Raw genomic sequence first — 24,638 nt, 5'->3', positions numbered from 1 at the left:
ACTACTCCGGCGCCCCTGGGGCTTGGGCGCGCCGGGCCGCCCGCTCGGCCGCCTCCTCGGCGTCTAGGCGGGCGGCTTCGGCCAGGGACGGGGCGCCACCACCGAGGCGGCGCGGCACCCAGAACTCCCCGGCCGGGTGCGGTCCGTACTGTTCTTGTGCCCGTTCCAGCAGGTGCTGCATCCGCGAGTGCAGCACGACCTTCAGTTCCTCGACGGCCAGCGTCGGTGCGATCGGTTCGCCGACCAGCACCGTGATCGGCACCTTGGGGCGCAGCAGCTTCTTCGGGTGGCCCTTGGTCCAGATGCGCTGCGCACCCCAGACGATGTGCGGAATGATCGGCACCCCGGCTTCCACCGCCATGCGGGCGGCGCCGCTCTTGCATTCCTTGATCTCGAAGCTGCGGCTGATGGTCGCCTCGGGGTAGACCCCGACCAGCTCCCCGTCCTTGAGGTTCCGGACGGCGGCCTCGTAGGAGGCGGCCCCGTCTTGGCGATCCACCGGGATGTGCCGAAGGCTGCGCATGATCGGCCCGGTGACCTTGCCGTCGAACACCTCTTGCTTGGCCATGTACCGCACTTTGCGGCCCTGCTTGTAGGCGGGCAGACCGGCGAAGGTGAAGTCGAGGTAGCCGGTGTGGTTGATCGCGACGACAGCGCCGCCGCTGGCCGGGAGGTTCTCGACACCCGCGACGCTGATCTTCAGCCCTTGCAGGCGCCAGGTCAGGCGAGCGAGCTGAATGATAGTCCCGTAAACCGGTTCCACAGCGTCTGAGCCTAGTGCTCCTGGCTGTGAGCCGCCCGCAGTGGTGTGGAGAGAAGACCAGCCGTGACCTACCCGTCGTCGCCGCCGCCGGTGCCCACGATCGTGCACCGGCTGGCCGACGGCAGGCGGGTGCGCGCGGTCTGGGTCAACGGGGACGGCGGCGTGACCTTCCGGCTGGGTTCTGGCATCTCTGCCGAGTTCGTCAAGGTGGCCGACGCAACCGTTGACTTCGCCGCCGAGGCCCGGCGCCTGCGCTGGGCGGCTCCCCACCTGACGGTGCCGCCCGTGTTGGGGTTCGGTGTCGACGAAGCCGGCGACCGGGCCTGGCTGCACACCGGAGCGCTGCCTGGCCTGTCCGCGGTCCACCCACGCTGGCTGGCGGCCCCGGAAGTGGCGGTGCGAGCGGTCGGCGCCGGGCTGCGTGTACTGCACGACCGATTGCCGGTGTGGTCATGCCCGTTCGACTGGTCGGCGACCAACCGGCTGGACAGGCTGTCCTCGAAGGGCCGTGCGCAGCTGGGCGAGCCGCCGCCGATCGACCGGCTGGTGGTCTGCCACGGCGACGCCTGCTCACCCAACACGCTGATCGACGACGACGGCCGTTGTTGCGGGCACGTCGACTTCGGCGAGCTCGGCGTGGCCGACCGGTGGGCCGATCTGGCGGTGGCCACGCTCTCGCTGGGCTGGAACTATCCCGGCCGATCGTGGGAGGCCGAGCTGTTCACCGCCTACGGTGTGCGGCCGGACCCGGTACGCATCGACTACTACCGGCGGCTATGGCGGGCCTTCGATCACACCTCGGATGCGGCCTCACGCTAAGCTCGGGGGCTGAAAAGCCCCTCATCCCGAACGGCACCGAAAGGTATTTGTGCAGGTCACAAGCGTAGGCCACGCCGGATTTCTGATCCAGACCCATGCGGGCACGATCCTGTGCGACCCCTGGGTCAACCCGGCCTACTTCGCGTCGTGGTTTCCGTTCCCGGACAACAGCACCCTGGACTGGGACACGCTGGGCAACTGCGACTACCTGTATGTCTCGCACCTGCACAAGGATCACTTCGACGCCAAGCACCTGAGCGAGCACGTCAACAAAGACGCTCTGGTGCTGCTGCCCGACTTCCCAGTGCCCGATCTCCGAAATGAACTGCAGAAGCTAGGTTTTCACCGCTTCTTCGAGACCGGCGACTCGGTCAAACACCGGATCAGCGGACGCAAGGGCGACCTCGACATCATGGTCATCGCCCTGCGGGCGCCCGCCGACGGCCCGATCGGCGATTCGGCCCTGGCGATCTCCGACGGCGCGACGACGGTTTTCAACATGAACGATGCCCGGCCGGTGGATCTGGACGTGTTGAGTCGCGAATTCGGGCACATCGACGTGCATCTGCTGCAGTACTCGGGAGCGATCTGGTACCCGATGGTCTACGACATGCCGGCCCGCGCCAAGGAGTCGTTCGCCACCCAGAAGCGGCAGCGCGGCATGGACCGCGCGCGCCAGTACATCGACCAGGTCGGCGCGACCTGGGTGGTGCCATCGGCCGGGCCGCCGTGCTTCTTGGATCCCGCACTGCGTGATCTCAACGACGACCGCGGTGACCCGGCCAACATCTTCCCCGACCAAATGGTGTTCCTGGACCAGATGCGCAGGCACGGCCACGACGGCGGCCTACTCATGATTCCCGGGTCGGTCGCGGATTTCACTGGCACGGTGTTGAATTCGCTGACCCATCCGGTCGACGAGGTCGAGGCAATTTTCACCACCGGCAAGTCGGCCTACATCGCCGACTATGCCGAACGGATGGCGCCCGTGCTTGCCGCGGAGCGGGCGAGCTGGGCCCCCGCGACCGGAGAACCGTTGCTGGAACCGCTTCGGGCGCTGTTCGAGCCGATCATGCTGCAAAGCAACGAGATCTGCGATGGGATCGGCTACCCCGTCGAGCTGGTGATCGGTCCGGAGACCGTCGTTCTGGACTTCCCTAAACGCGTTGTGCGCGAACGCATCCCGGACGAGAGGGTCCGATACGGATTCGGGATCGCGCCGGAGTTGGTCCGGACGGTGCTGCGCGACCACGAGCCCGACTGGGTCAACACCATCTTCTTGTCCACCCGCTTCACGGCGTGGCGGGTCGGCGGCTATAACGAGTACCTGTACACCTTCTTCAAGTGCCTGACCGACGAGCGGATCGCGTACGCCGACGGCTGGTTCGCCGAGACCCACGACGACTCCGCCTCGATCACGATGGACGGCTGGGAAATTCAACGTCGCTGCCCCCATCTCAAAGCCGACCTGTCGAAATTCGGTGTGATAGAGGGAGACACGCTGACCTGCAATCTGCACGGTTGGCAGTGGCGGCTGGACGACGGCCGCTGCCTGACCACCCGAGGTCACCAGTTGCGAAGTTCGCGGGCATGAGCGATAGCTACGACGACGGGCTGATCCAGCTGGATCGGGCGGCGATTACGTTGCGCCGCTACCACTTTCCGTCCGGAACGTCGAAGATCGTGGCGCTCAGCACAATCCGCGGCTACAAAACCGAGTCGCTGGGCTGGTTCGCGGCTCGGTTCAGCTTCTGGGGCGGTCCGGACCCCCGCCATTGGCTGCCGCTGGACGTGAAGCGGCCATTGCGGTCGACACTGATCACCCTGGACATCCCCGGCACCCGGCCCAGTCCGGCGTTCACCCCCGCCCGCCCGGGCGAGTTCATCGCCCTGCTGGACGAGCTGCTGGGTCAGCTCGGTTAACGTCCCGCGTCGTCTAGCGCCGCACGTGCGGCGTTGTAGCCGGGAATGAAGGTGATCCCTGGACCGCCGTGGCATCCGGTGCTGGCCAGGTACAGCCCCTGGATTGGGAGTGGTTGTCCGAGATAACCTTTCGGGCCGGGCCTGTTGGGACCAACCTGCTGCGCGTGGAACAAGCCGTGGCAGTAGTCGCCGCCCGGGGCGCCGAACATCACACCCATGTGCCGGGGCGTGAAGGTGGTGTGCCGGCTGATGCTGCGCTCGAAGTTGGGTGCCAACCGGGTGATCTTGTCGATCACCCGCTGGCCCATTTCAACCTTGGCGGCCCCGTAGTCCACATCGCCCTCGATGGGGAACCACAGCGCGAATGCCGACGCGGCGTGCTTGCCCTCGGGAGCGAGGTCCGGATCGTTCTGCGACGGAATCTGGAAGACGACCGTCGGGTCGGCGGGGACGATGCCGCGCCGGCAGTCTTCCCACTGTTGTTGCACCTCCTCAGGCGTGCAGAAGATACCGATCGACGCCTGCATGCTGGGATCGTTGAGCGCCTCGTAGGGTGCCGCGAACTCGGGGGCTTCATCGAGGGCGAAATGCATCTGCAGGTAGCTGCCGCGGTGATCGATCCGTGCGTAGCGCTCACGGATATCGGCAGGCAGTGCCCCCGGGTCCACCAGCTCGTTGACCGTCAGGTCGGGCGCTACCGCGGAGATGACGATCGGGGCGGCCAGCGTCTCGCCCGACTCGATGCGAACGCCGGTCACCCGACCGTCGGCGACAAGGATCTCGTCCACCTTGCTGCGCAGCCGAACTTCGCCGCCCTGGCTGGTCAGCAAGTCGGCCAGATGCGCCGTCAGCGCACCGATGCCGCCGCGCAGCTTCTTCATCTGCATGGTGTCGCCGTCGGGAACGCCCAGCCCGAAGGCCAGCGCGGCCGCGCTGCCCGGGGTGGCCGGCCCGCGGTAGAGGGTGTTGACGGCCAGCACGGTCATCGAGCCGCGCAGCGCACCGTGCTTCTCGCGGTCCGGCAGGTAGCGGTCCAGCACATCGGTGACCGAACCGAACAACATGTCGTCAATGGCCGAACGCTCGAATTCGTTTGTGGCACAGGCATACATCTCGTCGATCGACTTGGGCGGCGCTCCGGCCTCGAAACGGCCCAGCGCCCGGGTCGGCGCCTGGGCCCAGCCCATCAGGCCCGCCATCCCGTTGACGGCGTCGGCCCCGTGCACCTCGTTGAGGTGGGTGAACAACTTGATGGGATCGCTGTACTGGACCATCGGATCGTCACCGACACCGCGCAGCGCCACCGACATCACGTCCAGGTCGATCGTCGGCAACGTGTCCAGGCCGAGTTCCTGCCGGACCACCGGGGCGGTCGGGAACTGCACCGAACCCGCGATCTCGAACTGGTACCCGTCGAAAAGCTCGACCGTGGAAGCCATTCCACCGGCGTAGAGCTTTGAATCCAGACACACCGTCCGCAGGCCTGCCTTCTGCAGCAGCACGGCCGCGGCCAGCCCGTTGTGTCCCGCACCGACAACTATCGCGTCATAACCAGTCATGTCCTGCCCTCCGGAAGGAGGCTCGCACGGTCACAAAGTTTTGTCAATTATGACGAAACCGGGCGGGCTGGCGCCGTGACCCACGAGTCGGTGATGCCCGCCCGGAGTGACTCCAGCGCCGCGTGGCACACCCGCGCGAGTTCGCCGAGAGACCGCTCGTCGCCGACCATCCACACCTCCATCGCACCGAACACCGCGGCGGCAATGCAGCGCGCGGTCACCGCGGTACGCACCCGTTCGTCCGCGGTCCGATCCGCAGCGCCGCTGGCCTCGGAGCGACGGCGTTGCAGCTGCGCTGCGATGGCGTCGGCGAAGTCGGCCTGCACCTCCCGAATGTGCCGGACGATGCGGCCGGGGTCGAGCTCGTCTTGCCGCAGCGCGGCGATCTTGGCCACGGCGTCAACGTCATACGGAAACGAGAAGATGGCCGACTGCACCGAATCGATGATCGCTTCATCGTCCGGCCTGGCATCCAGGGCCGCGCGAAACCAGTGCAACCCGGTGTAGTCGGCAAACAGCAGATCGTGCTTGGAGCTGAAGTGGCGGTAGAACGTCCGCAGCGACACCCCGGCGTCGGCGGCAATCTGTTCGGCCGACGTGTCTTCCACGCCCTGGGCCAGGAATCGCACCACCGCAGCCTGGCGCAACGCATCACGAGTACGTTCGCTGCGCGCCGTCTGAGCGGGCCTGACCATTGCAATAAAGTACCAACACCCCGGATTTGTTATCGCTCTAGTTGTGTCAACATTGACAAAACTTTGCGGCGGGGGTGAGACTGCGCCCATGGTCTCGCTTCTCACCCACGCAGTTCTCGGGTTCGCGGTAATCGCCTGGATCGTGGCGTCCAACTCCAAGGTGTTCGCCCGGCCGGCAAGCGGCCCGTTGTTCTCACCGCTGGAAATCGTGTACTACGTCATCGGTATCGCCTCGGTGGTGCTGGGCTGGTATTTCAACATCACCTACGTGCAGCAATACGCGCACGGCTCCACCAATCCCCTGTGGGGCGAACACGGCAGCTGGGCCGAATACATCCGGCTGATGTTCACCAACCCGGCGGCGGACTCCGCCAGCCAGGACTACACCATCGCGAATGTCATTCTGCTGCCGGTCTTTACCATCGCCGACGGCTACCGGCGTGGACTGCGGCGGCCCTGGCTGTTCTTTGTGTCGAGCCTGTTCACCAGCTTTACGTTCGGGTTCGCCTTCTACTTCGCCACGATGGAACGGCAGCACCGCCACGCAAAGGCCCGCGAGTCGGTCGGCGCCTAGGGCTCGAGCACCTCGGTGCCGACGAACGGAACCAGTGCGGCGGGCACCCGCACACTGCCGTCGGGCTGCTGGTGGTTCTCCAGGATGGACACCAGCCACCGCGTCGTGCCCAGCGTGCCGTTGAGCGTGGCCGCGGTCTGCGGCCTGCCGTTCTCGTCCCGGTAGCGGGTGGCCAGTCGGCGCGCCTGAAACGTGGTGCAGTTCGATGTCGAGGTCAGCTCGCGGTAGGTCTGCTGCGTCGGAACCCACGCCTCACAGTCGAATTTGCGGGCGGCCGAAGAGCCGAGATCGCCTGCGGCCACGTCGATTACCCGATACGGCACCTCGATGAGCGCCAACATCTCGCGCTGCCAGCCCAGCAGCCGCTGGTGTTCGGCCTCGGCGACGTCGGGCATGCAGTAGACGAAGCCTTCGACCTTGTCGAACTGATGCACCCGGATGATGCCGCGGGTGTCCTTGCCGTAGCTGCCGGCCTCTCGGCGAAAGCACGACGACCAGCCCGCGTACCGCAGCGGCCCGGCGGACAGATCCAGGATCTCGTCGGCGTGATAGCCGGCTAGCGGCACCTCGGAGGTGCCGACCAAATACAGGTCGTCGGCCTCCACCCGGTAGATCTCGTCGGCGTGGGCGCCCAGGAATCCGGTACCCGCCATCACCTCGGGTCGCACCAGCACCGGCGGGATCATCGGGATGAAACCGTTGGCGACGGCCAGCCGCAGCGCCAGTTGTAGCAACCCGAGCTGCAACAGCGCGCCCTGACCGGTCAGGAAGTAGAACCGCGATCCGGATACCTTGGCGCCGCGCTGCATGTCGATGAGACCCAGCGATTCCCCGAGTTCCAGATGGTCCTTCGGGTTCTCGAGCGCCGGCGGCTCGCCGACGATGTCGAGCACCGCGAAGTTGTCTTCCCCGCCTGCGGGCACTCCGTCGACAACGACGTTGGAGATCGCCATGTGCGCCGCGGTGAACGCCACCTCCGCGTCCGCCTGGGCGGTTTCGGCGGCCTTCACCTGCTCGGCCAGTTCTTTCGCGTGCGCCAACAACGCCGGGCGCTGCTCGGGCGACGCCTTGCCCACACCCTTGCTCGCGGCCTTCTGTTCGGCCCGCAGCGTGTCGGCGCTCGATATCGCGGACCGGCGCGCGGCGTCGGCGGTCAACAACGCGTCCACCAGCGCAGGGTCTTCTCCGCGGCTGAGTTGCGAACGCCGCACGGCATCGGGGTCTTCGCGGAGCAGCTTCAGGTCGATCACGGCCGCAAGACTACTTTTCGATCGGCCCGCAGGTTGCGCAGCACCGACGCACCGGATCCCCAGGATGCACTTTTGTAACAATCGTCACAGTAACTTCGCTCGTCCTGTCAGAATGGAGTCGATGTCGGACACGCTCGAGACGGAAGTTTCCCCCGCCAACCCGCCCGCCGCGCCACCCGCTGCCGAAGCGGATGAGCAGGCGGGCGTCTTCGGGTGGCCGAGTTCGTTGCAGGCGGCGGCAACCCGGCGCGCCTTGCTGCTGACCGCGCTGGGCGGCCTGCTGATCGCCGGGCTGGTGACCGCGCTCCCGGTCGCCGGCAACGGGTCGGGGCGGCTTGCCGGCTACATGGACAGCAATCCGGTACCCACCACCGGAGCAAAGAGCGACGCCGCCTTCAACCGGGCCAGCAGCGGCAACTGCCTGATGTGGCCCGACGTCACACCCGAGTCGGCGCGCATCGTCAACTGCGCCGACGACCACAAGTTCGAAGTCGCCGAGTCGATCGACATGCGGACGTTCCCGGGATCCGAATACGGACCCAACGCCGCGCCGCCGTCGCCCGCCCGCATCCAGCAGATCAGCCAGGAGCAGTGCGAGTCCGCCGTGCACCGCTACCTCGGGCCCAAGTTCGATCCCAACAGCAAGTTCACCGTCAGCATGCTGTGGGCGGGCGACCGGGCCTGGCGTCAGTCCGGCGAGCGGCGCATGCTGTGCGGCCTGCAACTGCCCGGCCCGAACAACGCCCAGGCCACCTTCAAGGGCAAGGTCGCCGACGTCGACCAGTCCAAGGTGTGGCCGGCCGGCACCTGCTTGGGAATCGATCCGTCGACCAACCAACCCATCGACGTTCCCGTCGAATGCGGGGCGCCGCATGCCATGGAGGTCACCGGCACGGTCAACCTGGCCGAGAAGTTTCCCGCCGCGCTGCCCGCCGAGCCCGATCAGGACGGTTTCATCAAGGATTCCTGCACCAAGATGACCGACGCCTATCTGGCCCCGATCAAGTTGCGCACCACCACCCTGACGCTGATCTACCCCACCCTGGCGCTGCCGAGCTGGTCGGCGGGCAGCCGTGAGGTCGCCTGCAGCATCGGCGCGACGCTGGGCAACGGCGGCTGGGCCACGCTGGTCAACAGCGCCAAGGGGCAACTGCTGATCAACGGCCTGCCGCCGGTGGCACCGCCCGACATTCCCGAAGAGCGGCTGACGATGCCGCCGATGCCCGTTCAGGTGCCGACCACCAACCAGCCCAGCGCTCCCACCGCGCCGGAAATGCCGCCGGGCAATCAGCACCTCCCGCAGCAACAGCCGGTGGTCACCCCACCCCGCTCGCCGGCCTCGCAGGCCCCGGCCACCCAAGCGCCGCAACAGGTCCCGCCGCCGCCGGACGGCGGGCTGCCGCCGGGGTTCGGGCCGCCGCAGGACGCACCGGTGCCGCCCCAGCCGGGCGATCCCGGGGTGCCGCCGCCCCCGCCCGCACCGGGAGGCTAACCGGGTGGCCGTGCGGATGGAGCCGCAGCGGTTCGACGAGCTGGTCGCAGACGCACTCGACCTGATCCCAGCCGAACTGGCGGCCGCGATGGATAACGTCGTCATTCTGGTCGAAGACCGCCATCCCGAGGACCCGGAACTGCTCGGGCTGTACGAGGGGGTGGCGTTGACCGAGCGCGATTCCGACTACGGCGGAGCGCTGCCGGACGCCATCACGATCTACCGCGAGGCGCTGCTCGACGTCTGCGACACCGACGAGGAGCTGGTCGAAGAGGTGGCGATCACGGTCATTCACGAGATCGCCCACCACTTCGGCATTGACGACCATCGCCTGGAGGAATTGGGCTGGGCCTGACGACCGCCCGACAACCCGGCGTCGGCCGGGCGCGTCATCCCGGATTTGTCTTCCCCTGGTGCTAAGAACGGCTCATGAGCGCTGAGTGCCGCGACTGCCTGGCAGGCCTAGATCACTGCCACGGCACCATCATTCGTCATGCATTGCGCCGGTCGGAGTGCACCGAGGCCGACTGTGTCAGCCCCGAGCTGATGCCGCACACCTTCGCGATCGACTGCGAAGCCATCGGCTGCGAGTGCACAGAATCGCTGGCGCTGGCGGTCTGAAGGTCGTCACCCCATCGGATCGGTGCCGAACCGCACCGCATCGACGACCGCGGTGGGATCGGGCTCCGGGTAGAACGGCGGGGTCAGGGCTCCCCACCGCAGACAGCTCCATCGGCCATCGGTGATCGGGGCCAGCACGACGGAATCGGCGTTGCTCAAGTGGTTCTCCAGCGCGAACTCGGCGTCCACCCCGGCCAGCACCGCGGACGCCAGCCGGATCGCCGCGCCATGGCTGACGACGACGATGTCGCCGTTCCATTCGTAATCGTCCAGGTAGCGCATGCGTAGCTCGGTGAGCACCGGCACGTAGCGGTCCAGCACGTCGTTGCCGGTCTCGCCGCCGGGCAAGGGGACGTCGAGTTCACCGCGGTGCCACCGCTCGTAGATGGCGTTGAACTGGGCCACCGCCTCGTCGTCGTTGCGGTTTTCCAGCTCCCCGACCTGGACCTCGTGAATGCCCGCCAGCGGGTGGGTGGCCACGTCGGCTTCCGCGCCGATCACCGCGGCCGTCTGCGACGCCCGGGCGGCCACCGAGTGCGCGAGCAGCCCCGGCCTGCCGATACCGCGGGCGAAGCCCAGCGCCTGGTCCCGACCCAACTCCGTCAGCTCGGTCCCGGGTGGCCGGGTGTCCAGCCTGCGCTCGACGTTGGCATGGGACTGCCCATGCCGCACCAGCACCAGCCGTCCGCTCATTGCGCCGGCTTCCCGTCGCGCAGCCGCTCCAGCCAGCGCGTCGCCTCGTCCGGGGGCGGTGCACCCACAGCTGTGGCGGGCCCCGTTGCCCAGGAACCCAGATATCGCACGTCCGCACAACGTCGATGCAGCGCCTTGAGTGCCTCGGCGACGGCGAAATCGTCGATGTGACCGACGCAGTCGGCGAAGAACAGGTACGTGCCGAGCTCGGTGCGGGTCGGCCTGGATTCGATGCGGATGAGGTCGATGTCGCGGAGGCCGAATTCGGCGAGCGCTGCCACCAGCGCGCCGGGCGCGTTGTCGATGCGCAGCACCACCGACGTGCGGTCCGCTCCCGTCCATACCGGTGGCGGTCCAGGATTGCCGACGAGCACGAACCGGGTGCGCGCGTTGGACTCGTCGACGACGCCGTCGGCGAGGGTGGCCAGCCCCCACCGGGTGACGGCCAGCGGCGAGGCCACCGCCGCGTCAGCCTGCCCCTCGGCCACCTGCCGGGCCGCGTCGGCATTGGAGTACGCGGGGCGAAGTTCGGCGGTCGGCAGGTTGGCCGCGACCCATTGCCGCACCTGCGCCGCGGCGACCGGGAAAGCGGCCAGCGTCCGCACGTCGGCGGCGCTGCGGCCGGCCTTGACGACGATGCTGAACGCCACATCCAGTGTCGTCTCGGCGAAGACCTGCAGCGGCGAGCCGATGGCCAAGCTGTCCAACGTGGGCATCACCGACCCGTCGATCGAGTTCTCGATCGGCACGCACGCGTAGTCGGCCTCGCCCTTGCGCACCGCGTCCAGCGCCGCCGGTGTGCTGTCGATCGGCAGCCGCTGCACAGCCTCAGCGCCGTCGTCGGGGATCAGACCGACGGCCGTCATGTGCAGCAGCGCCGCCTCGGTAAAGGTCCCCTCGGGACCGAGGTAAGTGATGCGGGACACGCCCCAACCCTAACGGCGTTGATCCGAATCGGGCCTTGCAGCGTTCCGTGATCTAAGTTAACTTAGGCTTACCTAACCATCAGAGGAGAATGATGTTACCGCTGACCAGCGCCGCGCCGACGACTGCCGAACGCATCCGCAGCGCCTGTCATCGGGCCGGTGGCGCGCTGCTGGCCGTCGAGCGCGAAGACCCCGTCGCCACGCCGGTGCACCACCTGCTGGACGACGGATCCTTCGCGGTGACGCTGCCCGTCGCGCGCGGCGGTGCGCAGGGCGGCCTGGTGGCCGGATCCCAGGCACTGCTCGAGCTGACCGACTATGCACCGCTGCCGCTGCGCGAGCCGGTCCGCTCGCTGGTGTGGGTGCGCGGCCGCCTGCAGCAGGTTCCGCCCGCGTCGGTGACACAAACGCTCGACCTGATCGCCACCGAATGCCCGAACCCGGCCCTGCTGCAGGTCGATACGCCCCACTCCATGCCCAGCAACCCGCAGGACACCCGCTATACGCTGCTGCGGCTCGCAATCGACTCGGTGGTGGTCACCGACGCCACCGGCGCCGAGCCCGTCAGCGTGGACGATCTACTCGCGGCCCGACCCGACCCGTTCTGCGAGCTCGAGTCGGGCCTGCTGTGGCACCTGGACAAGGCCCACAGCGACGTGGTCGCGCGGCTGGTGTCCAGATTGCCCGCCGCGCTGCGCCGCGGGCAGGTCCGGCCGCTGGGTCTCGACCGGTACGGCGTGCGGTTCCGCGTCGAGGGCGAGGACGGCGACCACGACATCCGACTGCCGTTCCACAAGCCGGTGGACGACATGACCGGCCTCAGTAAAGCGTTCCGCGTGCTGATGGGTTGCCCCTTCATCAACGGCTTGCGCGCCCGCCGGTAACCGGCGGTATCCACGTTCCCCGCTGGCCGCACCGGGTGGGGACACGTAGGTTATCCCGGTGCCCGGCGACCGATCACCCGAACGTGGATGGCCCGGGCGGCGCGTCCCGCCTGCCAGCCGTCGCGAGCCGTCGCAGGTGATTCACCGCCACCCCGGCCGGCCGCCGTCGGCGACCGATCAGACGGTCCCGCTGCAGCGGCTGCCGCCGCCCGCGCCTGCCCCCGAAGCTCCGCCGCCGCCGGGCCCGCGGCCGCGTCCGGCCCAGCAGTCAGCGCCTCCGCCCCGGCCGGGAGCCCCCGGGACCCACCGCAGGCGCCGCAAGCGGCGCTGGGCCCGACGAATCGTGCGCACAGTGCTGGTCGTCCCGCTGCTCATCGGCCTAGCCATCGTCGGCGGCGCCGTGTGGTTCGACACGGCGCTGCACCGCGAGCCGGTATTCACCAACTACACCGGTCGACCAGGGTCGGGTGCCGGCACCAACTGGCTGCTCGTCGGGTCCGACAGCCGCCGGGGCCTCAGCGCTGCGCAACAGCAGGACCTGGCCACCGGCGGCGACATCGGCAACGGCCGCACCGACACCATCCTGCTGGTCCATGTGCCGCATCTCGGTTCGAGCACCCCGACCACGCTGGTGTCGATACCCCGCGATTCCCTCGTATCGATCCCCGGACACGGCAAGGACAAAATCAACTCCGCATTCGCGATAGGCGGGGCCTCCCTGCTCGTCCAGACCGTCGAGCAGGCCACCGGACTGCGCCTCGACCACTACGCCGAGATCGGCTTCAGCGGCTTCGCGGCCCTGGTGGACGCCCTCGGCGGCGTCACGGTGTGCCCGGCCACGGCGATCAACGACCCGTTGGCCGGCATCGATCTGCCGGCCGGCTGCCAGCAGCTGCGGGGCCGCGACGCGCTCGGGTACGTGAGGACCCGCGACACCCCGCGGGCAGACCTGGACCGGATGATCAATCAACGGCAATTCGTGTCCGCGCTGCTGCACCGCGCCGCCAGCCCGGCGGTCTGGCTCAACCCGTGGCGCTGGTACTCCGTCGACCGCGCGGCCGCCGACGCGCTCACCGTCGACCAGGATGCGCACGTGTGGAACTTGGCCCAGCTCGGCTGGGCGCTGCACGGGTCCCCCACCGCGATGACCGTGCCGATCGGTTCGTTCACCGGCAGCGATGTCGGCTCGGTGGTGGTCTGGGACGACGACGCGGCGGGCAAGCTGTTCGCCGCGCTGGCCTCCGATGCGCCTGCGCCCACCACCGCGCCCGGCCAGTAGCGCTAGCCGCTGCCTTCGATCGTCCGCGCATTCTGCAGCCAGGCCCTGGTGCGGCCCGGGTGATTGGTGGCAATCCAGGCCGCCCCGACGCTGCGGCAGAAGTCGATGTCGTCGTACTCGTCGACGGTCCAGCAGTAGACGGACCGGCCCTGCGCCGCGGCGCGATCCACCAGCTGCGGATAATCCCGCAACGCCGCCACCGAAGGCCCGACGGCCGTCGCGCCGATGGCCGTCGCGGCGCTACTGGTCAGGTAGCGGGCGGTGTTGCCGAGCAGCACGGTCGGCAGCAGCGGCGCGGCTCGGCGGATCCGCCACACCGCGGCGGCCGAGAACGACATGACGACCGCCCGAGATCGGTCGGCAGACGCCGGCGAGGCGATGCCGAAGCGGTGCAGCAGGGCCAGCAATTTGCTTTCCACCAGTGAGCCGTAGCGGACCGGATGCTTGGTCTCGATGAACAGCTTCACCGGCCGGTGCCAGTCCAGAACGAGCGATACCAATGCGTCCAGCGTCAGGAGGCTGGTATCGCCCTGCCCTCCGTCGGAGCGCCAACTCTCGTGCCACGCGCCGTAATCGAGTTCACTCAGCTGGGCCAGCGTCATCGTGCTGACCAGGCCGGCGCCGCTCGACGTTCGCTCCAGTCGGCGGTCATGCACGCAGACCAGGTGGCCGTCGCGGGTCAGCCGCACATCGCATTCCAGGCCGTCGGCGCCCTCTTTGAGGGCGAGATCGTAGGCGGCCAGAGTGTGTTCGGGCCGGTCAGCCGACGCCCCGCGGTGGGCGACGACAAAGGGATGCCCGCCGAGCACCTCGTCGGCCCACGTCATACCCCTATGCTGCCGGTTCCTCCCCCTCCAGCTCAACCGGGGCAGCCGATGCGGGCGCCGCCGGTCGGCCGGGGAGGTCGGGGCTCGCGATGATCCAGCGATGCGCGGGCCGCTCCACGGGCTTGCGCACGAAGGCTTCGAAGACCCTGGCAGCGGCGGCCACTGCGACCGCCGCCAGCAGGTAGGCGAACACCATGAGGGCGGTGTTGTTGGCGATGCCCTGCGGGTCGGTGGCGAAGCTGGTAATCATGGCCACGATCGAGGCCGCGTAGCTGAACGCCCACGCGATCCACCATTCGGTGATCTGTCGGCGCAGCCGGGAGTAATGCTCTTCCATGATTGCCACCTCGATGACGTACACCGGGGCCCACAGCAGGTTGGCCACTGGTATCACGCAGCCGGCCCACAACGCCCGAACGGAACGCTGCTCGCTCAGGCCGTGATGCGCGAAGACCGCGGCCCGCCGGGCGATCAACCATTGGATCAGCAACACACCCGAGGTGATCACCGCGGCAACCGCGGCCACACTCGCAAGCACCCCGAGCCAGTCCGCGGCGATGGCGACCCAGGAATTCAGCAACGTGTTTCGGTTGATGACCAACAGCACGTAACGCACCACGTACACCAGCGCCGCAATGCTCAGCACCAGCACGCTGACGAAGAGTGCGACGCGCACCGCGGCCGTCGACGGGCCGGTCCGCGCGGCCGGCTCATCCGCCGCGGCGGTCTGGATGCGATCCGTCAGACCCCAACGCGGAATCACCGCGTATCGCGGCGTCGGCCCCAGGGGGCGACGTGGTCGCCGCGCGGCCGGTGGTGCCCCGGGACGCACCGCGATCCACCGAAAGCCCGGCGGCAGCCGGGGCACCGCGCGCTGCCACGCGGGCGGCGCGGCCGGCGCCGAAGGCCCACGCTGTTGCGTGCTCCACCGCGGGTCAGCCGGCGGCATGTCCGCCAGCGGCGCCATCAGCGCCCCACGGCAGCGGGGGCACCAGTCGCGGCGCCGGTCGCGCACATTCCACCGAGTGCCGCACTGGGAGCACACCTGGATCACCGGACCAGCGTAGCTCCGACCACGGCGCGGGCCACGGGACACGACCCGCGGCGATCGGTCACGGTCGGGTTGCGCACAACGGCGAGACCACACTCATCGCGGCGACGGCTCTGGGCCGGCGACGCCTCGCGAACAACGGGACGGCCACCCGGCCCGTGACCCGTCCTCGGCATGCGCGCGCGGCGCCCCGGCGATCACTCGACGGCACCAACAGTTACCTATGGCTATCCACAGTTTCCACAGGTTTATCCACAGTGGGCCCGTGGGTAAGGGAGCCATTAATACAGCTTCTTTCGGCTAACCCGCGTCGCGTTGTGGATAACCGGCGGGTTAGTTAAGGCTTGTCTGACGACCCCGAATCGGGGACGCGAGCGAAATGGATTGCCACGCTAAGCAACCACCCAATCGCCGATGCCCGGCGCGCCGGCGAGCGCACCCCCACCGCCCCGCCCAACACTGAGCGTCTGCACGAATCTGCAGCTCAGAGGCCGATTGCGGGCACTATTTTTCAACCTGATCACAAAGCGTTATGATCGCGATCACGATAAGTAGTTGTGACTCACCTCACTACGACGGGGTGCGCGGCAGGTGAAAGGCGCTTAATGGCGACGCATTCGTTCGGTCCGGGATCGTCGGGCCCCTCGAACTCGTATTCCGGCTCGCCTGCATGGAACCAGAGCTATAGCGTCGCCGCTCTGCGCGCCGGCCTCGTCGCACTCGCATTGCTCGCGGTTCTCGCGCTCATCGTCTTGTCTTGAAATCACCGCGACTGGGTACTAGGCCGAGCGGCGAGTAGCGATCGTTCTTGCGGCGCGCGCGGTCATGGAGCAGGGTTGATAACGCCGGGCCGCCGCGTGGCGGACCGCGCGCTAACGCGCGTCAAGACGATCACTAACGATCATCGAGGAAAGGAAAGCCGTGGCTGAATACACCCTGCCCGATTTGGACTGGGACTACGCAGCGCTGGAACCGCATATCTCCGGTCAGATCAACGAGATCCACCACACCAAGCACCACGCCACCTACGTCAAAGGACTCAACGACGCGGTGGCCAAGCTCGAAGAGGCACGCGCCAACGGCGACCACTCGGCGATCTTCTTGAACGAGAAGAACCTGGCCTTCCACTTGGGTGGGCACGTCAACCACAGCATCTGGTGGAAGAACCTGTCGCCGAACGGTGGCGACAAGCCGACCGGCGACCTGGCCGCCGCGATCGACGAGCAGTTCGGTTCGTTCGACAAGTTCCAGGCTCAGTTCAGCGCTGCCGCCAACGGCTTGCAGGGTTCGGGCTGGGCGGTGCTGGGCTATGACAGCCTCGGCGACAGGCTGCTGACCTTCCAGCTGTACGACCAGCAGGCCAACGTCCCGCTCGGCATCATTCCGCTGCTGCAGGTCGACATGTGGGAGCACGCCTTCTACCTGCAGTACAAGAACGTCAAGGCGGACTACGTCAAGGCGTTCTGGAATGTCGTCAACTGGGCCGACGTGCAGTCGCGCTACGAGGCCGCAACCAAGAAGACCGGTGGTTTGATCTTCGGCTGACAACATCCGCCCAAGGCTGAGGCGTCGCGGATATTCCGCGGCGCCTTTGCTTTTCCCCGCTCCGGGCATCTCCGTGAGCCGGGCAAGAATGCCGGCGCTATTAGCCGTGTCGAGTTGCAACCCTGGAAACCCACAGGCATTCTGAATTATTCGAGCTACCAGCGTGGTTATTTCGAAGCCGACGCGTCGCGGGGAGGTCGAGATGGAAGCTGGGTCCGCCGGCCCGATAGGTGTTGCGCCCTTTCATTCCCGTGGTGACCTGAAAGGGTTTGTCATCTCCGGGCGTTGGCCTGACTCCACGAAGGAGTGGGCCCAACTGCTGATGGTGGCGGTTCGCGTCGCATCGTTGCCCGGATTGCTCTCCACCACAACGGTATTCGGTGCTCGCGAGGAATTGCCCGACGAGCCCGAGCCCGACACCGTCGGCCTGGTGGTGGCCGAGGGCACGGTATTCGGTGAATCCGCCATCCAGCCCGGCTATTTCGCGCAGCGCCAGCCACCCGCGCTGCTGATGCTGCACCCGCCATCGGAAACCACGCCGTCGTTGCCCGAATGCAACGGTGCGGCCTCGGGGTGCGTACTACTGCCGGGCTTGCCGTATCTGGGTTTAGAGCATCGAGCGGCCTGGGTGGAGGCCGAAGCCGACGGCACCATCACGTCGATGGTCAGCCGTGTCGGCGTCGACCCCATCAGTCATCCTGATACTGCGATCCTGGCAATGCTGCTTGCCGCATAAGGACATTCACCCGAACTCCTTCAGTCCACGAATCGTGGAATACGGGTGCCCGAACTTCGGCGCCTCGCTGGCGCCGCCCCGACCCGCCCGGTAGCCTAAGACCGTTAGCGAAGGGGAGTAGCCCCCAATCGTCGAGTCGACATACTGGCGCATAGCCCGGCCGGCGAACCGGTGTAACCCAACCGGTGGGTGAGACCTTCGACCGGTGTTCGACGGCCACGCGGTCGTCGACGACGTGTCGAAAGGTCGCCTCTCATGCTCGCCGCGACATTGCTCAGCCTCGGGGTGGTCTTCCTCGCCGAACTCGGCGACAGGTCCCAGCTCATCACCATGACGTACGCGCTGCGCTACCGATGGTGGATCGTGCTGACCGGGGTCGCCATCGCCGCGTTCCTCGCGCACGGTGTTTCGGTGACGATCGGCCATTTTCTGGGCGCGGCGCTGCCCGCCCGCCCCTTGGCCTTCGTGTCCGCGCTTGCCTTCCTGGCCTTTGCCGTGTGGGCTTGGCGTGAGGGCGCCACCGGCGATGACGACGTGTCGACCGGTGACCAACCCCGATTCGCGCTGCTCGCAGTGATTTCCTCGTTCTTCCTCGCCGAGATCAGCGACAAGACGTCGCTGGCGACCCTCATGCTGGCCAGTGATCACGACCTGATTGGGGTGTTGATCGGCTCGACGGTCGGCATGGTCTGCGCTGACGCCCTGGCGATCGCTGTCGGGGTGCTGCTGCATCGCCGTCTTCCGCGGCAGTTGTTGCACGTGCTGGCGAGCCTGCTGTTCCTGATGTTCGGCCTGTGGATCCTCCTGGACACCGCGCTCGGCTGGCGGCCGGCCGCCGTTGCGGTCACCTCGACGGTGGCGCTGGCCGTCGCCGTCGCGCTGCTGGCGCAAACTCTGCGCCGGCGCCGGACAAACGCCTCGATCGCCGGGAGGCCACCGGAAATCGGCTAGGGGGCCGACCGGCACCGCTCCCCTCGTCCGCCGGACGCGGCAGCGGCCCCCGGAGTTCCCTCCGCGGGCCCTTCGAGGTACCCAAACCCCGGCTCCCGCCCAGACCTCGCGTCCGACAGCAAAGACATCTTCCGTCGGGTCTGTGTCATCTCCCGGTTGCGGTGCATCCGCCCGATCCCTTCCGGCCACCCCGCCCGCCACGCCTGAGCGCGGTACCGGCCCGCGTCGAATTGCTACCTCGATTCTGCGGATAACCTGTGAGTTTTGTTCGCTTTATGGACACTAGCGTGATTTAGTTGGACGCTCGTCGGGTGTGGACTCGGCTAACCTCCCGACGGACGCCAGCGAAGCCGCGCTTCTTTGCACCTGGCTGTGGTCAGAAACACTCGGTACCATGGTCAGCAAATACACTTAGGTAATGGCTCGCTTCTACAGCCCAGTGGAGGTCTTATCGATGAGCACGACGTTCGCTGCTCGCCTCAATCGTCTATTCGACACCGTGTATCCCCCCGGACGCGGGCCGCACACCTCCGCAGAGGTGATCGCGGCGCTCAAGGCGGAAGGCATCACGATGTCGGCTCCCTACTTGTCGCAGCTACGCTCCGGCAACCGCACCAATCCGTCGTCGGCGACCATGGCCGCGCTGGCGAATTTCTTCCGGATCAAGCCGGCGTACTTCACCGACGACGAGTACTACGAAAAGCTGGACAACGAACTGTCGTGGCTGGCCGCAGTGCGCGACGACGGTGTGCGCCGCATCGCGGTGCGGGCCGTCGGGTTGTCCCCGCAAGCCCAGCAGGACATCGTGGAGCGCGTCAACGAGCTGCGTCGCGCGGAGCATCTCGACGCGTAAGCCCGCGACCGGTCAGGCACCCGCCCGGTTGGGTTGCTTTCGGCCTATGCCGATTAGGGTTGGCTCACGGATCGCGCACACGCGACAGCGATAGTCCACCAGATACCGGGAGGCGGCCAGGAATGGGCCTGTTCCGCAAGCGAAAGAGTCGCGCGACGCGTCGCGCCGAGGCCCGTGCGATCAAGGCCCGCGCCAAGTTGGAGGCCAAGCTGGCCGCCAAGAACGAGGCTCGCCGAATCAAAGGCGACCTGCGTTCCGCGGAGAAGACCCTCAAGACGCAGATCAAGTCTCAGCGGGACAGCGACCGCGCGGCGTTGAAAGTCGCCGAGACCGAGCTCAAAGCGGCCAGGGAAGGCAAATTGCTGTCGCCGACACGGATACGCCGGGTACTGACAGTGTCTCGACTGCTCGCGCCGATCCTGACGCCGTTGATCTACCGGGGAGCCACGGCCGTCCGCGCGCTGATCGACCAGCGTCGCGCCGACCAACTCGGGATTCCGCTGGCTCAGATCGGCCAATTCTCCGGGCACGGCGCCCAGCTGTCGGCGCGGATCGCCGGGGCAGAAAAGTCACTGCGGCTAGTGCAGGACAAGAAGCCCAAGGACGCCGAGACCAAACAGTTCGTGTCCGCCATTTCCGAACGGCTCAGTGATCTGTCGGCGGCCGTCACCGCCGCGGAGAACATGCCCGCCGCGCGGCGCCGCGCCGCGCACTCCGCGATCTCGGCACAGCTCGACGGCATCGAAGCCGACCTGATGGCACGGCTCGGGCTGAGCTGAAAGTCGTGCGCTGACATGCCATTCCACGACCACCGGCTGCCCCGCGCCCTGATCGCGCTCGCCGCGGCCAGCGGACTCTACGTCGCCTCGGCCACGGTCGGGCCCGCGGCTTGGGCGCACGTCCACGCCAGCAGCGACAGCGCCGTACGCGGCGGTACGGCGCTGGTGACCTTCCAGGTGCCCAACGAATCCGACAAGGGCGCGGCGACCACCGCGCTGACGATCGCCCTGCCCAACGTCGGGTCCGCTCGCACCGAAGCGATGCCGGGGTGGACCGCCAAGCTGGACCGTGATGCCGCGTCGGGCACCGTCGGCTCCGTAACCTGGACGGCGGCGCCCGGCGCCGGGATCCCGGTGGACCAGTTCGCGCTATTCCGGATATCGGTGCAACTGCCCGACACCGACACCGTCAGCTTCCCCACGACGCAGACCTATTCGGACGGGTCGGTCGTGAAATGGGATCAGCCGCTGCTGCCCGGTGGCGGTGAGCCCGAACATCCGGTGCCCATGCTGACCCTGGGCACCGGGCCGGCCGGAGCGCACGAACACCATCACGGGAGCGCGCCGATCGATCACCAGCTCGAGCAGTCGAACTCGCCCGACAACACCGCGCGCCTGTTGGGCGGAGCAGCCCTGATAGTGGCGGCCCTGGGTATCTGTCTGGTGCTGGTTCGCCGCAGGACATGAGACGCCGCGCGGTCCTGGCGTGGGCTGGTGTGATGCTGGCCGCCGTCGCGTTGACCGCGGCCTATACCGCGCCGGTCGCATCCGCGCATGCCACCCGGTTGTCCGCCGACCCCGCGGACAATGCGGCCCTGACGACGGGGCCCGACCGGGTGAGCGCGACCTTCAACGAACGATTGCAAACCACGTTTGCGGCGATGACCGTCGTCGGGCCCGACGGCAATTTGTGGTCGACCGGGGAACCGAGCGTGCAGGGCGCGGTCGTCGCCATCGGCCTGCGGCCACTCGGGCCGGCCGGCACCTACACGGTGAACTACCGGGTGACGTCGGCAGATGGCCACGTGGTCTCCGGGTCATGGTCGTTTCGCCTGACGGTGCCCGGGACCGGCACACCCGGACCCGCCGCCGCCGGTACCGCGGGCAACGGCATCCCGGTCTGGCCGTTCGTCGTGGGGGCGGTGGCGCTCGTCGCCATCGGTGCATTGTGGGCGGTGCGGCGCAGGCCCTGACCGTCCTGGCCGCGGAATCGACGTCGCACGCCCTGGCATGATGGGATCCGAGTAACTTTTCGTGACGCTAGAAATGGCCGAAAGAATGCTGCAAAGGAGCGGCCGCATGGCAGACCCGCACGATCGACCTAACGGCGAACGCGACGCCCCTACGCCTGAGAACCCGACGTCACCCGAGCAGAAGCCCCCCGCCAAGGCAGCCAAGAAGGCACCCGCGAAAAAGGCGCCGGCGAAAAAGGCGGTCGCGAAAAAGGCGCCGGCCAAAAAAGTACCCGCGAAAAAGGTGCCCGCCAAAAGCCCGGCCCCCGCGCCGCCACAGCCCCCCGCGTCGCCCGCGGACCTGCGGCAGTTGATCGAATCCAATGGCGAGCTCGCCGCTGCGGCCAAAGATGCTGCGGCGCAGGCGAAGTCAACGGTCGAAGAAGCCAAAGACCCCGTCTCACCCGCCCTCGTGCCATCGTCACCCAGCCAATCGGCGGTACCGCTGGCGGTCGCCGTCGCAATCAGCCTGCTTGCCATCCTGCTGATCCGGCAACTACGCCGTCGCGGATGAGCATCTCGTTTCAGCCGACCGCCGACCTCGTCGACGACATCGGGCCTGATGTACGCAGCTGCGACCTCCAGTTCCGCCAGTTCGGCAGCCGCTCCCAATTCGCCGGGCCGATCAGCACCGTCCGGTGCTTTGAGGACAACGCGCTGTTGAAATCGGTTCTCTCCCAGCCAAATGCGGGCGGGGTACTGGTCATCGACGGCGCCGGCTCGCTGCACGCCGCGCTGGTCGGGGACCTCATCGCCGAACTGGCCCGCTCCAACGGCTGGGCCGGGCTGATCGTCAACGGCGCGGTCCGGGACGCTGCCGCGCTGCGCGGTATCGACATCGGCATCAAGGCGCTGGGCACCAATCCCCGCAAAAGCAGCAAGAGCGGTGCGGGCGAGCGTGACGTCGAGATCAGCCTGGGCGGGGTGACATTCGTCCCCGGCGACACCGCCTACAGCGATGACGACGGCATCGTGGTCACCGCTGCGACTGGTTAAACAGCCACTGCCGCTGGCTTTTTAGAGAACTTCAGTCCGTCGTCGTCGATCTTGCCGCGCCGGATCGTCCGCATGTCGAAGAAATAGTTCTGCTTGAGCCGCCAGGGCGCACGCGATCCCGATTTGGGAAGCAAGTGCACCGAACGCCGGAAGTAGCCGGGGTTGAAGTCCATGAACGGTAGCTCGTCGACGGCGTTGCCCGGGTGCTGCGGTTCCACGACGTCAAAGCCCTTGGCGTCCATGTAATTCAGCAGCCGACAGACGAATTCGGAGACCAAGTCGGCCTTGAGTGTCCAGGACGCGTTCGTGTACCCGAAGGTGATGGCAAAGTTCGGCACACCGGAGAACATCAGGCCCTTGTAGGTCATCAGCGAGGTCAGGTCCATGGGCTCACCGTTGCGGGTCGGGACCACCCCGCCAATCAACTGCATATTCAATCCCGTTGCGGTGACAATGATGTCGGCCTGCAACTCCTCACCCGAGGCGAGCTTGATCCCGGTCTTGGTGAACCGGTCGATGGTGTCGGTGACGACGTCGGCCTTGCCGTGCCGGATGGCCCGGAAGAAATCGGCGTCCGGAGCCAGGCACAGCCTTTCGTCCCACGGGTTGTATCGTGGCCCGAAGTGCTTCTCGACGTCGTAGCCCTTCGGCAGGCGCCGCTCGGCCATCGTCATCAGCAGGTTGCGCATGTAGGCGGGGCGCTTGCGGGCCAGCTGATACTGGAAGGTGCTGAACGCGATGGCTTTCCAGCGATTCGCGACGTGTGCGAGGCGTTCCGGTAGCCACCGGTTGAATTGCTCGGCAAAGGGGTCCACCGAGGGCAGCGAACCGATGTAGGTCGGCGACCGCTGCAGCATCGTGACATGACCGGAGCCGGAGTTCACCAGCGCCGGGATCAGGGTCACCGCGGTCGCGCCGGACCCGATGACGACGATCTTCTTCCCCGCATAGTCCAGGCCCTCCGGCCAGTGCTGCGGATGGATGATGGTGCCTCCGAAATCGTCGGCGCCGGGGAACTCGGGCGAGTATCCCTGGTCGTAGTTGTAGTAGCCGGTGCAGGCGAACAGGAACGAGCAGGTGATCTCATGCTGTTGGCCGTCCTGCTCGACGGTCAGTGTCCAGCGGTTGTCGGAGTCGGACCAATCGGCGGCCAGCACCCGGTGCCGGTAGCGGATGTGCCGGTCGATCCCGTTCTCCACGGCGGCTTCGTTGATATAGGCCTTGATCGAGGCGCCATCGGCGATGGATTTGGCCGAGGTCCACGGCTTGAACCGAAAGCCGAGGGTGAACATGTCGGAGTCCGACCGGATGCCCGGGTATTTGAACAGGTCCCAGGTGCCGCCCAGGTCGTCGCGGCGTTCCAGGATGGCGAAGCTCTTGGTCGGGCAGCGCTCCTGGAGGTGCCAGGCCGCGCTCACCCCGGAAATGCCCGCCCCGACAATGACGACATCAAGGTGCTCAGTCATGACCGTCACGCTATCAACACGCTGTTGAATTCGTCAACGGTCTGTTGAAATGCTCAACTCTGTGTAAAGTGGCGAGAGTGACTGCCGCCAGTTCGACTCGCGCCCCGCGGGGCAGGCGCTCGACGCGTCCGTCCGGGGACGAGCGCGAATTGGCCATCCTGTCCACCGCCGAGCGACTGCTGGCCGAACGTCCCCTCGCCGATGTCTCGGTCGACGACCTGGCCAAGGGGGCCGGGTTGTCCAGGCCGACGTTCTACTTCTATTTCCCGTCCAAGGACGCCGTGCTGCTCACTCTCTTCGAGCGGGTGATCATCGAGGCCGACTCCGCGCTGGAGTCCCTGATCGCCAACCCACCAGCCGATCTGAAGACGCTCTGGCGCACCGGAATCAACGTGTTCGTGCAGACTTTCGGCGCGCATCGCGCGGTGTCGCTGGCCGCCGAAGCCGCGCGCACCAATAAGGACATCCGGGATCTGTGGTCGCGCTTCATGCAGAAGTGGGTCGCCCACATCACCACGGTGATCGAGACCGAACGCGCCCGCGGCGCCGCGCCGGTGACGCTGCCGGCGCACCAGCTGTCGGCGGCCCTGAACCTGCTCAACGAGAAGGTGATGCTCACCTCGTTTGCCGAGGAACGGCCGTCGGTGCCGGGCGAGCAACTCCTCGACACGCTGGTGCACATCTGGGTCAGCAGCATCTACGGCGAGGCCTGTTAGCGCGGCTT

Annotated in this window: 28 protein-coding genes; 19 read left to right on the top strand and 9 right to left on the bottom strand. The window is 67.4% G+C overall.

Going from position 1 to position 24,638, the window contains the following annotated elements; genetic code table 11:
* Position 1: 1 nt before the first annotated feature.
* Positions 2–763, bottom strand: a complete 762-nt coding sequence (locus MNAB215_RS09585; RefSeq protein ID WP_077078656.1) for a lysophospholipid acyltransferase family protein — start codon at positions 761–763, stop codon at positions 2–4.
* Positions 764–826: 63 nt separating this feature from the next.
* On the opposite strand from MNAB215_RS09585, the gene MNAB215_RS09580 reads away from it, so the two are divergent.
* Genes MNAB215_RS09580 through MNAB215_RS09570 form a run of 3 tightly spaced genes read left to right on the top strand, consistent with a single transcriptional unit; the run spans position 827 to position 3,505 of the window.
* Positions 827–1,582, top strand: a complete 756-nt coding sequence (locus tag MNAB215_RS09580; protein ID WP_077078655.1) for a phosphotransferase — start codon at positions 827–829, stop codon at positions 1,580–1,582.
* A gap of 49 nt (positions 1,583–1,631) precedes the next feature.
* Positions 1,632–3,176: an MBL fold metallo-hydrolase gene (locus tag MNAB215_RS09575; RefSeq protein WP_077078654.1), complete on the top strand. Its 1,545-nt coding sequence runs from the start codon at positions 1,632–1,634 to the stop codon at positions 3,174–3,176.
* Complete coding sequence (locus MNAB215_RS09570) at positions 3,173–3,505, top strand: hypothetical protein (protein ID WP_077078653.1); 333 nt, start codon at positions 3,173–3,175, stop codon at positions 3,503–3,505. The genes MNAB215_RS09575 and MNAB215_RS09570 overlap by 4 nt, the downstream gene beginning before the upstream one ends.
* Here the strand turns inward: MNAB215_RS09570 and MNAB215_RS09565 are convergent.
* Together MNAB215_RS09565 and MNAB215_RS09560 are read right to left on the bottom strand one after the other, a co-directional pair.
* The gene (locus MNAB215_RS09565) at positions 3,502–5,064 is read right to left on the bottom strand and encodes a phytoene desaturase family protein (RefSeq protein WP_077078652.1); all 1,563 of its coding nucleotides are present in this window, start codon (positions 5,062–5,064) and stop codon (positions 3,502–3,504) included. The two genes, MNAB215_RS09570 and MNAB215_RS09565, sit on opposite strands and share 4 nt — an antisense overlap.
* Positions 5,065–5,111: 47 nt before the next feature.
* Positions 5,112–5,759, bottom strand: coding sequence for a TetR/AcrR family transcriptional regulator (locus MNAB215_RS09560; RefSeq protein ID WP_077078651.1), 648 nt, complete (start codon positions 5,757–5,759; stop codon positions 5,112–5,114).
* Positions 5,760–5,847: 88 nt separating this feature from the next.
* Here MNAB215_RS09560 and MNAB215_RS09555 point away from each other — a divergent pair, with 88 nt between their 5' ends.
* A complete protein-coding gene (locus MNAB215_RS09555) occupies positions 5,848–6,333 on the top strand; it encodes a DUF2834 domain-containing protein (protein ID WP_077078650.1) in 486 nt (161 codons plus the stop codon).
* On the opposite strand, the gene serS is transcribed toward MNAB215_RS09555, so the two are convergent.
* Positions 6,330–7,583 carry a serine--tRNA ligase gene (gene serS, locus MNAB215_RS09550; RefSeq protein ID WP_077078649.1) on the bottom strand — a complete coding sequence of 418 codons (1,254 nt, stop codon included), beginning with the start codon at positions 7,581–7,583 and terminating at the stop codon, positions 6,330–6,332. The genes MNAB215_RS09555 and serS overlap by 4 nt on opposite strands.
* 121 nt (positions 7,584–7,704) lie before the next feature.
* Here serS and MNAB215_RS09545 point away from each other — a divergent pair, with 121 nt between their 5' ends.
* The 3 genes from MNAB215_RS09545 (at position 7,705) to MNAB215_RS09535 (ending at position 9,696) form a co-directional block, all read left to right on the top strand.
* Positions 7,705–9,075 carry a septum formation family protein gene (locus MNAB215_RS09545; RefSeq protein WP_174604580.1) on the top strand — a complete coding sequence of 457 codons (1,371 nt, stop codon included), beginning with the start codon at positions 7,705–7,707 and terminating at the stop codon, positions 9,073–9,075.
* A gap of 4 nt (positions 9,076–9,079) precedes the next feature.
* Positions 9,080–9,430 (top strand): metallopeptidase family protein, encoded by a 351-nt coding sequence (locus tag MNAB215_RS09540; protein ID WP_077078647.1) that lies wholly within the window; start codon positions 9,080–9,082, stop codon positions 9,428–9,430.
* A gap of 74 nt (positions 9,431–9,504) precedes the next feature.
* On the top strand, positions 9,505–9,696 hold the full coding sequence (locus tag MNAB215_RS09535; protein WP_077078646.1) for a hypothetical protein: 192 nt from the start codon (positions 9,505–9,507) through the stop codon (positions 9,694–9,696).
* 6 nt (positions 9,697–9,702) lie between these two features.
* Here MNAB215_RS09535 and MNAB215_RS09530 read toward each other — a convergent pair whose 3' ends face one another.
* Both MNAB215_RS09530 and pheA read right to left on the bottom strand, forming a co-directional pair.
* Positions 9,703–10,389: a histidine phosphatase family protein gene (locus MNAB215_RS09530; RefSeq protein ID WP_077078645.1), complete on the bottom strand. Its 687-nt coding sequence runs from the start codon at positions 10,387–10,389 to the stop codon at positions 9,703–9,705.
* Positions 10,386–11,315, bottom strand: a complete 930-nt coding sequence (gene pheA / locus MNAB215_RS09525; protein ID WP_077078644.1) for a prephenate dehydratase — start codon at positions 11,313–11,315, stop codon at positions 10,386–10,388. The genes MNAB215_RS09530 and pheA overlap by 4 nt, the downstream gene beginning before the upstream one ends.
* A 92-nt stretch (positions 11,316–11,407) precedes the next feature.
* Between pheA and MNAB215_RS09520 the strand changes: the two genes are divergently transcribed.
* Together MNAB215_RS09520 and MNAB215_RS09515 are read left to right on the top strand one after the other, a co-directional pair.
* Positions 11,408–12,199, top strand: a complete 792-nt coding sequence (locus tag MNAB215_RS09520) for a DUF2470 domain-containing protein (protein ID WP_108637737.1) — start codon at positions 11,408–11,410, stop codon at positions 12,197–12,199.
* Between the two features lie 58 nt (positions 12,200–12,257).
* Positions 12,258–13,478: an LCP family protein gene (locus MNAB215_RS09515; protein ID WP_077078642.1), complete on the top strand. Its 1,221-nt coding sequence runs from the start codon at positions 12,258–12,260 to the stop codon at positions 13,476–13,478.
* A 2-nt stretch (positions 13,479–13,480) separates the two neighbouring features.
* On the opposite strand, the gene MNAB215_RS09510 is transcribed toward MNAB215_RS09515, so the two are convergent.
* Complete coding sequence (locus MNAB215_RS09510; protein WP_077078641.1) at positions 13,481–14,305, bottom strand: glycerophosphodiester phosphodiesterase; 825 nt, start codon at positions 14,303–14,305, stop codon at positions 13,481–13,483.
* 4 nt (positions 14,306–14,309) lie between these two features.
* Positions 14,310–15,359, bottom strand: coding sequence for a DUF4328 domain-containing protein (locus MNAB215_RS09505; RefSeq protein ID WP_077078640.1), 1,050 nt, complete (start codon positions 15,357–15,359; stop codon positions 14,310–14,312).
* Between the two features lie 918 nt (positions 15,360–16,277).
* On the opposite strand from MNAB215_RS09505, the gene MNAB215_RS09500 reads away from it, so the two are divergent.
* The 9 genes from MNAB215_RS09500 (at position 16,278) to rraA (ending at position 22,448) form a co-directional block, all read left to right on the top strand.
* Positions 16,278–16,901, top strand: coding sequence for a superoxide dismutase (locus tag MNAB215_RS09500; protein ID WP_077078639.1), 624 nt, complete (start codon positions 16,278–16,280; stop codon positions 16,899–16,901).
* A gap of 202 nt (positions 16,902–17,103) precedes the next feature.
* Positions 17,104–17,637, top strand: coding sequence for a peptidase (locus MNAB215_RS09495; protein WP_077078638.1), 534 nt, complete (start codon positions 17,104–17,106; stop codon positions 17,635–17,637).
* Positions 17,638–17,892: 255 nt separating this feature from the next.
* A complete protein-coding gene (locus tag MNAB215_RS09490; RefSeq protein WP_077078637.1) occupies positions 17,893–18,588 on the top strand; it encodes a TMEM165/GDT1 family protein in 696 nt (231 codons plus the stop codon).
* A gap of 454 nt (positions 18,589–19,042) precedes the next feature.
* Entirely contained in the window at positions 19,043–19,441 is a 399-nt protein-coding gene (locus tag MNAB215_RS09485) for a helix-turn-helix domain-containing protein (RefSeq protein WP_077078636.1), read from the top strand.
* Positions 19,442–19,563: 122 nt separating this feature from the next.
* Positions 19,564–20,220, top strand: coding sequence for a DUF6474 family protein (locus MNAB215_RS09480; protein WP_077078635.1), 657 nt, complete (start codon positions 19,564–19,566; stop codon positions 20,218–20,220).
* A gap of 15 nt (positions 20,221–20,235) precedes the next feature.
* The gene (locus MNAB215_RS09475; protein WP_077078634.1) at positions 20,236–20,907 is read left to right on the top strand and encodes a YcnI family copper-binding membrane protein; all 672 of its coding nucleotides are present in this window, start codon (positions 20,236–20,238) and stop codon (positions 20,905–20,907) included.
* Positions 20,904–21,413 (top strand): copper resistance CopC family protein, encoded by a 510-nt coding sequence (locus MNAB215_RS09470; RefSeq protein ID WP_077078633.1) that lies wholly within the window; start codon positions 20,904–20,906, stop codon positions 21,411–21,413. The genes MNAB215_RS09475 and MNAB215_RS09470 overlap by 4 nt, the downstream gene beginning before the upstream one ends.
* A 106-nt stretch (positions 21,414–21,519) precedes the next feature.
* Positions 21,520–21,966 carry an Rv3852 family protein gene (locus tag MNAB215_RS29405; RefSeq protein WP_077081891.1) on the top strand — a complete coding sequence of 149 codons (447 nt, stop codon included), beginning with the start codon at positions 21,520–21,522 and terminating at the stop codon, positions 21,964–21,966.
* Complete coding sequence (gene rraA / locus MNAB215_RS09460) at positions 21,963–22,448, top strand: ribonuclease E activity regulator RraA (protein WP_077078632.1); 486 nt, start codon at positions 21,963–21,965, stop codon at positions 22,446–22,448. Before MNAB215_RS29405 ends, rraA begins: the two co-directional genes overlap by 4 nt.
* Here the strand turns inward: rraA and MNAB215_RS09455 are convergent.
* Positions 22,445–23,914, bottom strand: coding sequence for a flavin-containing monooxygenase (locus MNAB215_RS09455; protein ID WP_077078631.1), 1,470 nt, complete (start codon positions 23,912–23,914; stop codon positions 22,445–22,447). The genes rraA and MNAB215_RS09455 overlap by 4 nt on opposite strands.
* A gap of 68 nt (positions 23,915–23,982) precedes the next feature.
* Here MNAB215_RS09455 and MNAB215_RS09450 point away from each other — a divergent pair, with 68 nt between their 5' ends.
* Entirely contained in the window at positions 23,983–24,630 is a 648-nt protein-coding gene (locus MNAB215_RS09450; RefSeq protein WP_425436432.1) for a TetR/AcrR family transcriptional regulator, read from the top strand.
* Positions 24,631–24,638 lie beyond the last annotated feature (8 nt).

Source organism: Mycobacterium numidiamassiliense (assembly GCF_900157365.1).
Taxonomy (GTDB): Bacteria; Actinomycetota; Actinomycetes; order Mycobacteriales; family Mycobacteriaceae; genus Mycobacterium; species Mycobacterium numidiamassiliense.
Note: the sequence above shows the minus strand (reverse complement) of the source record. Positions and strands in the feature narration are given on the sequence as shown.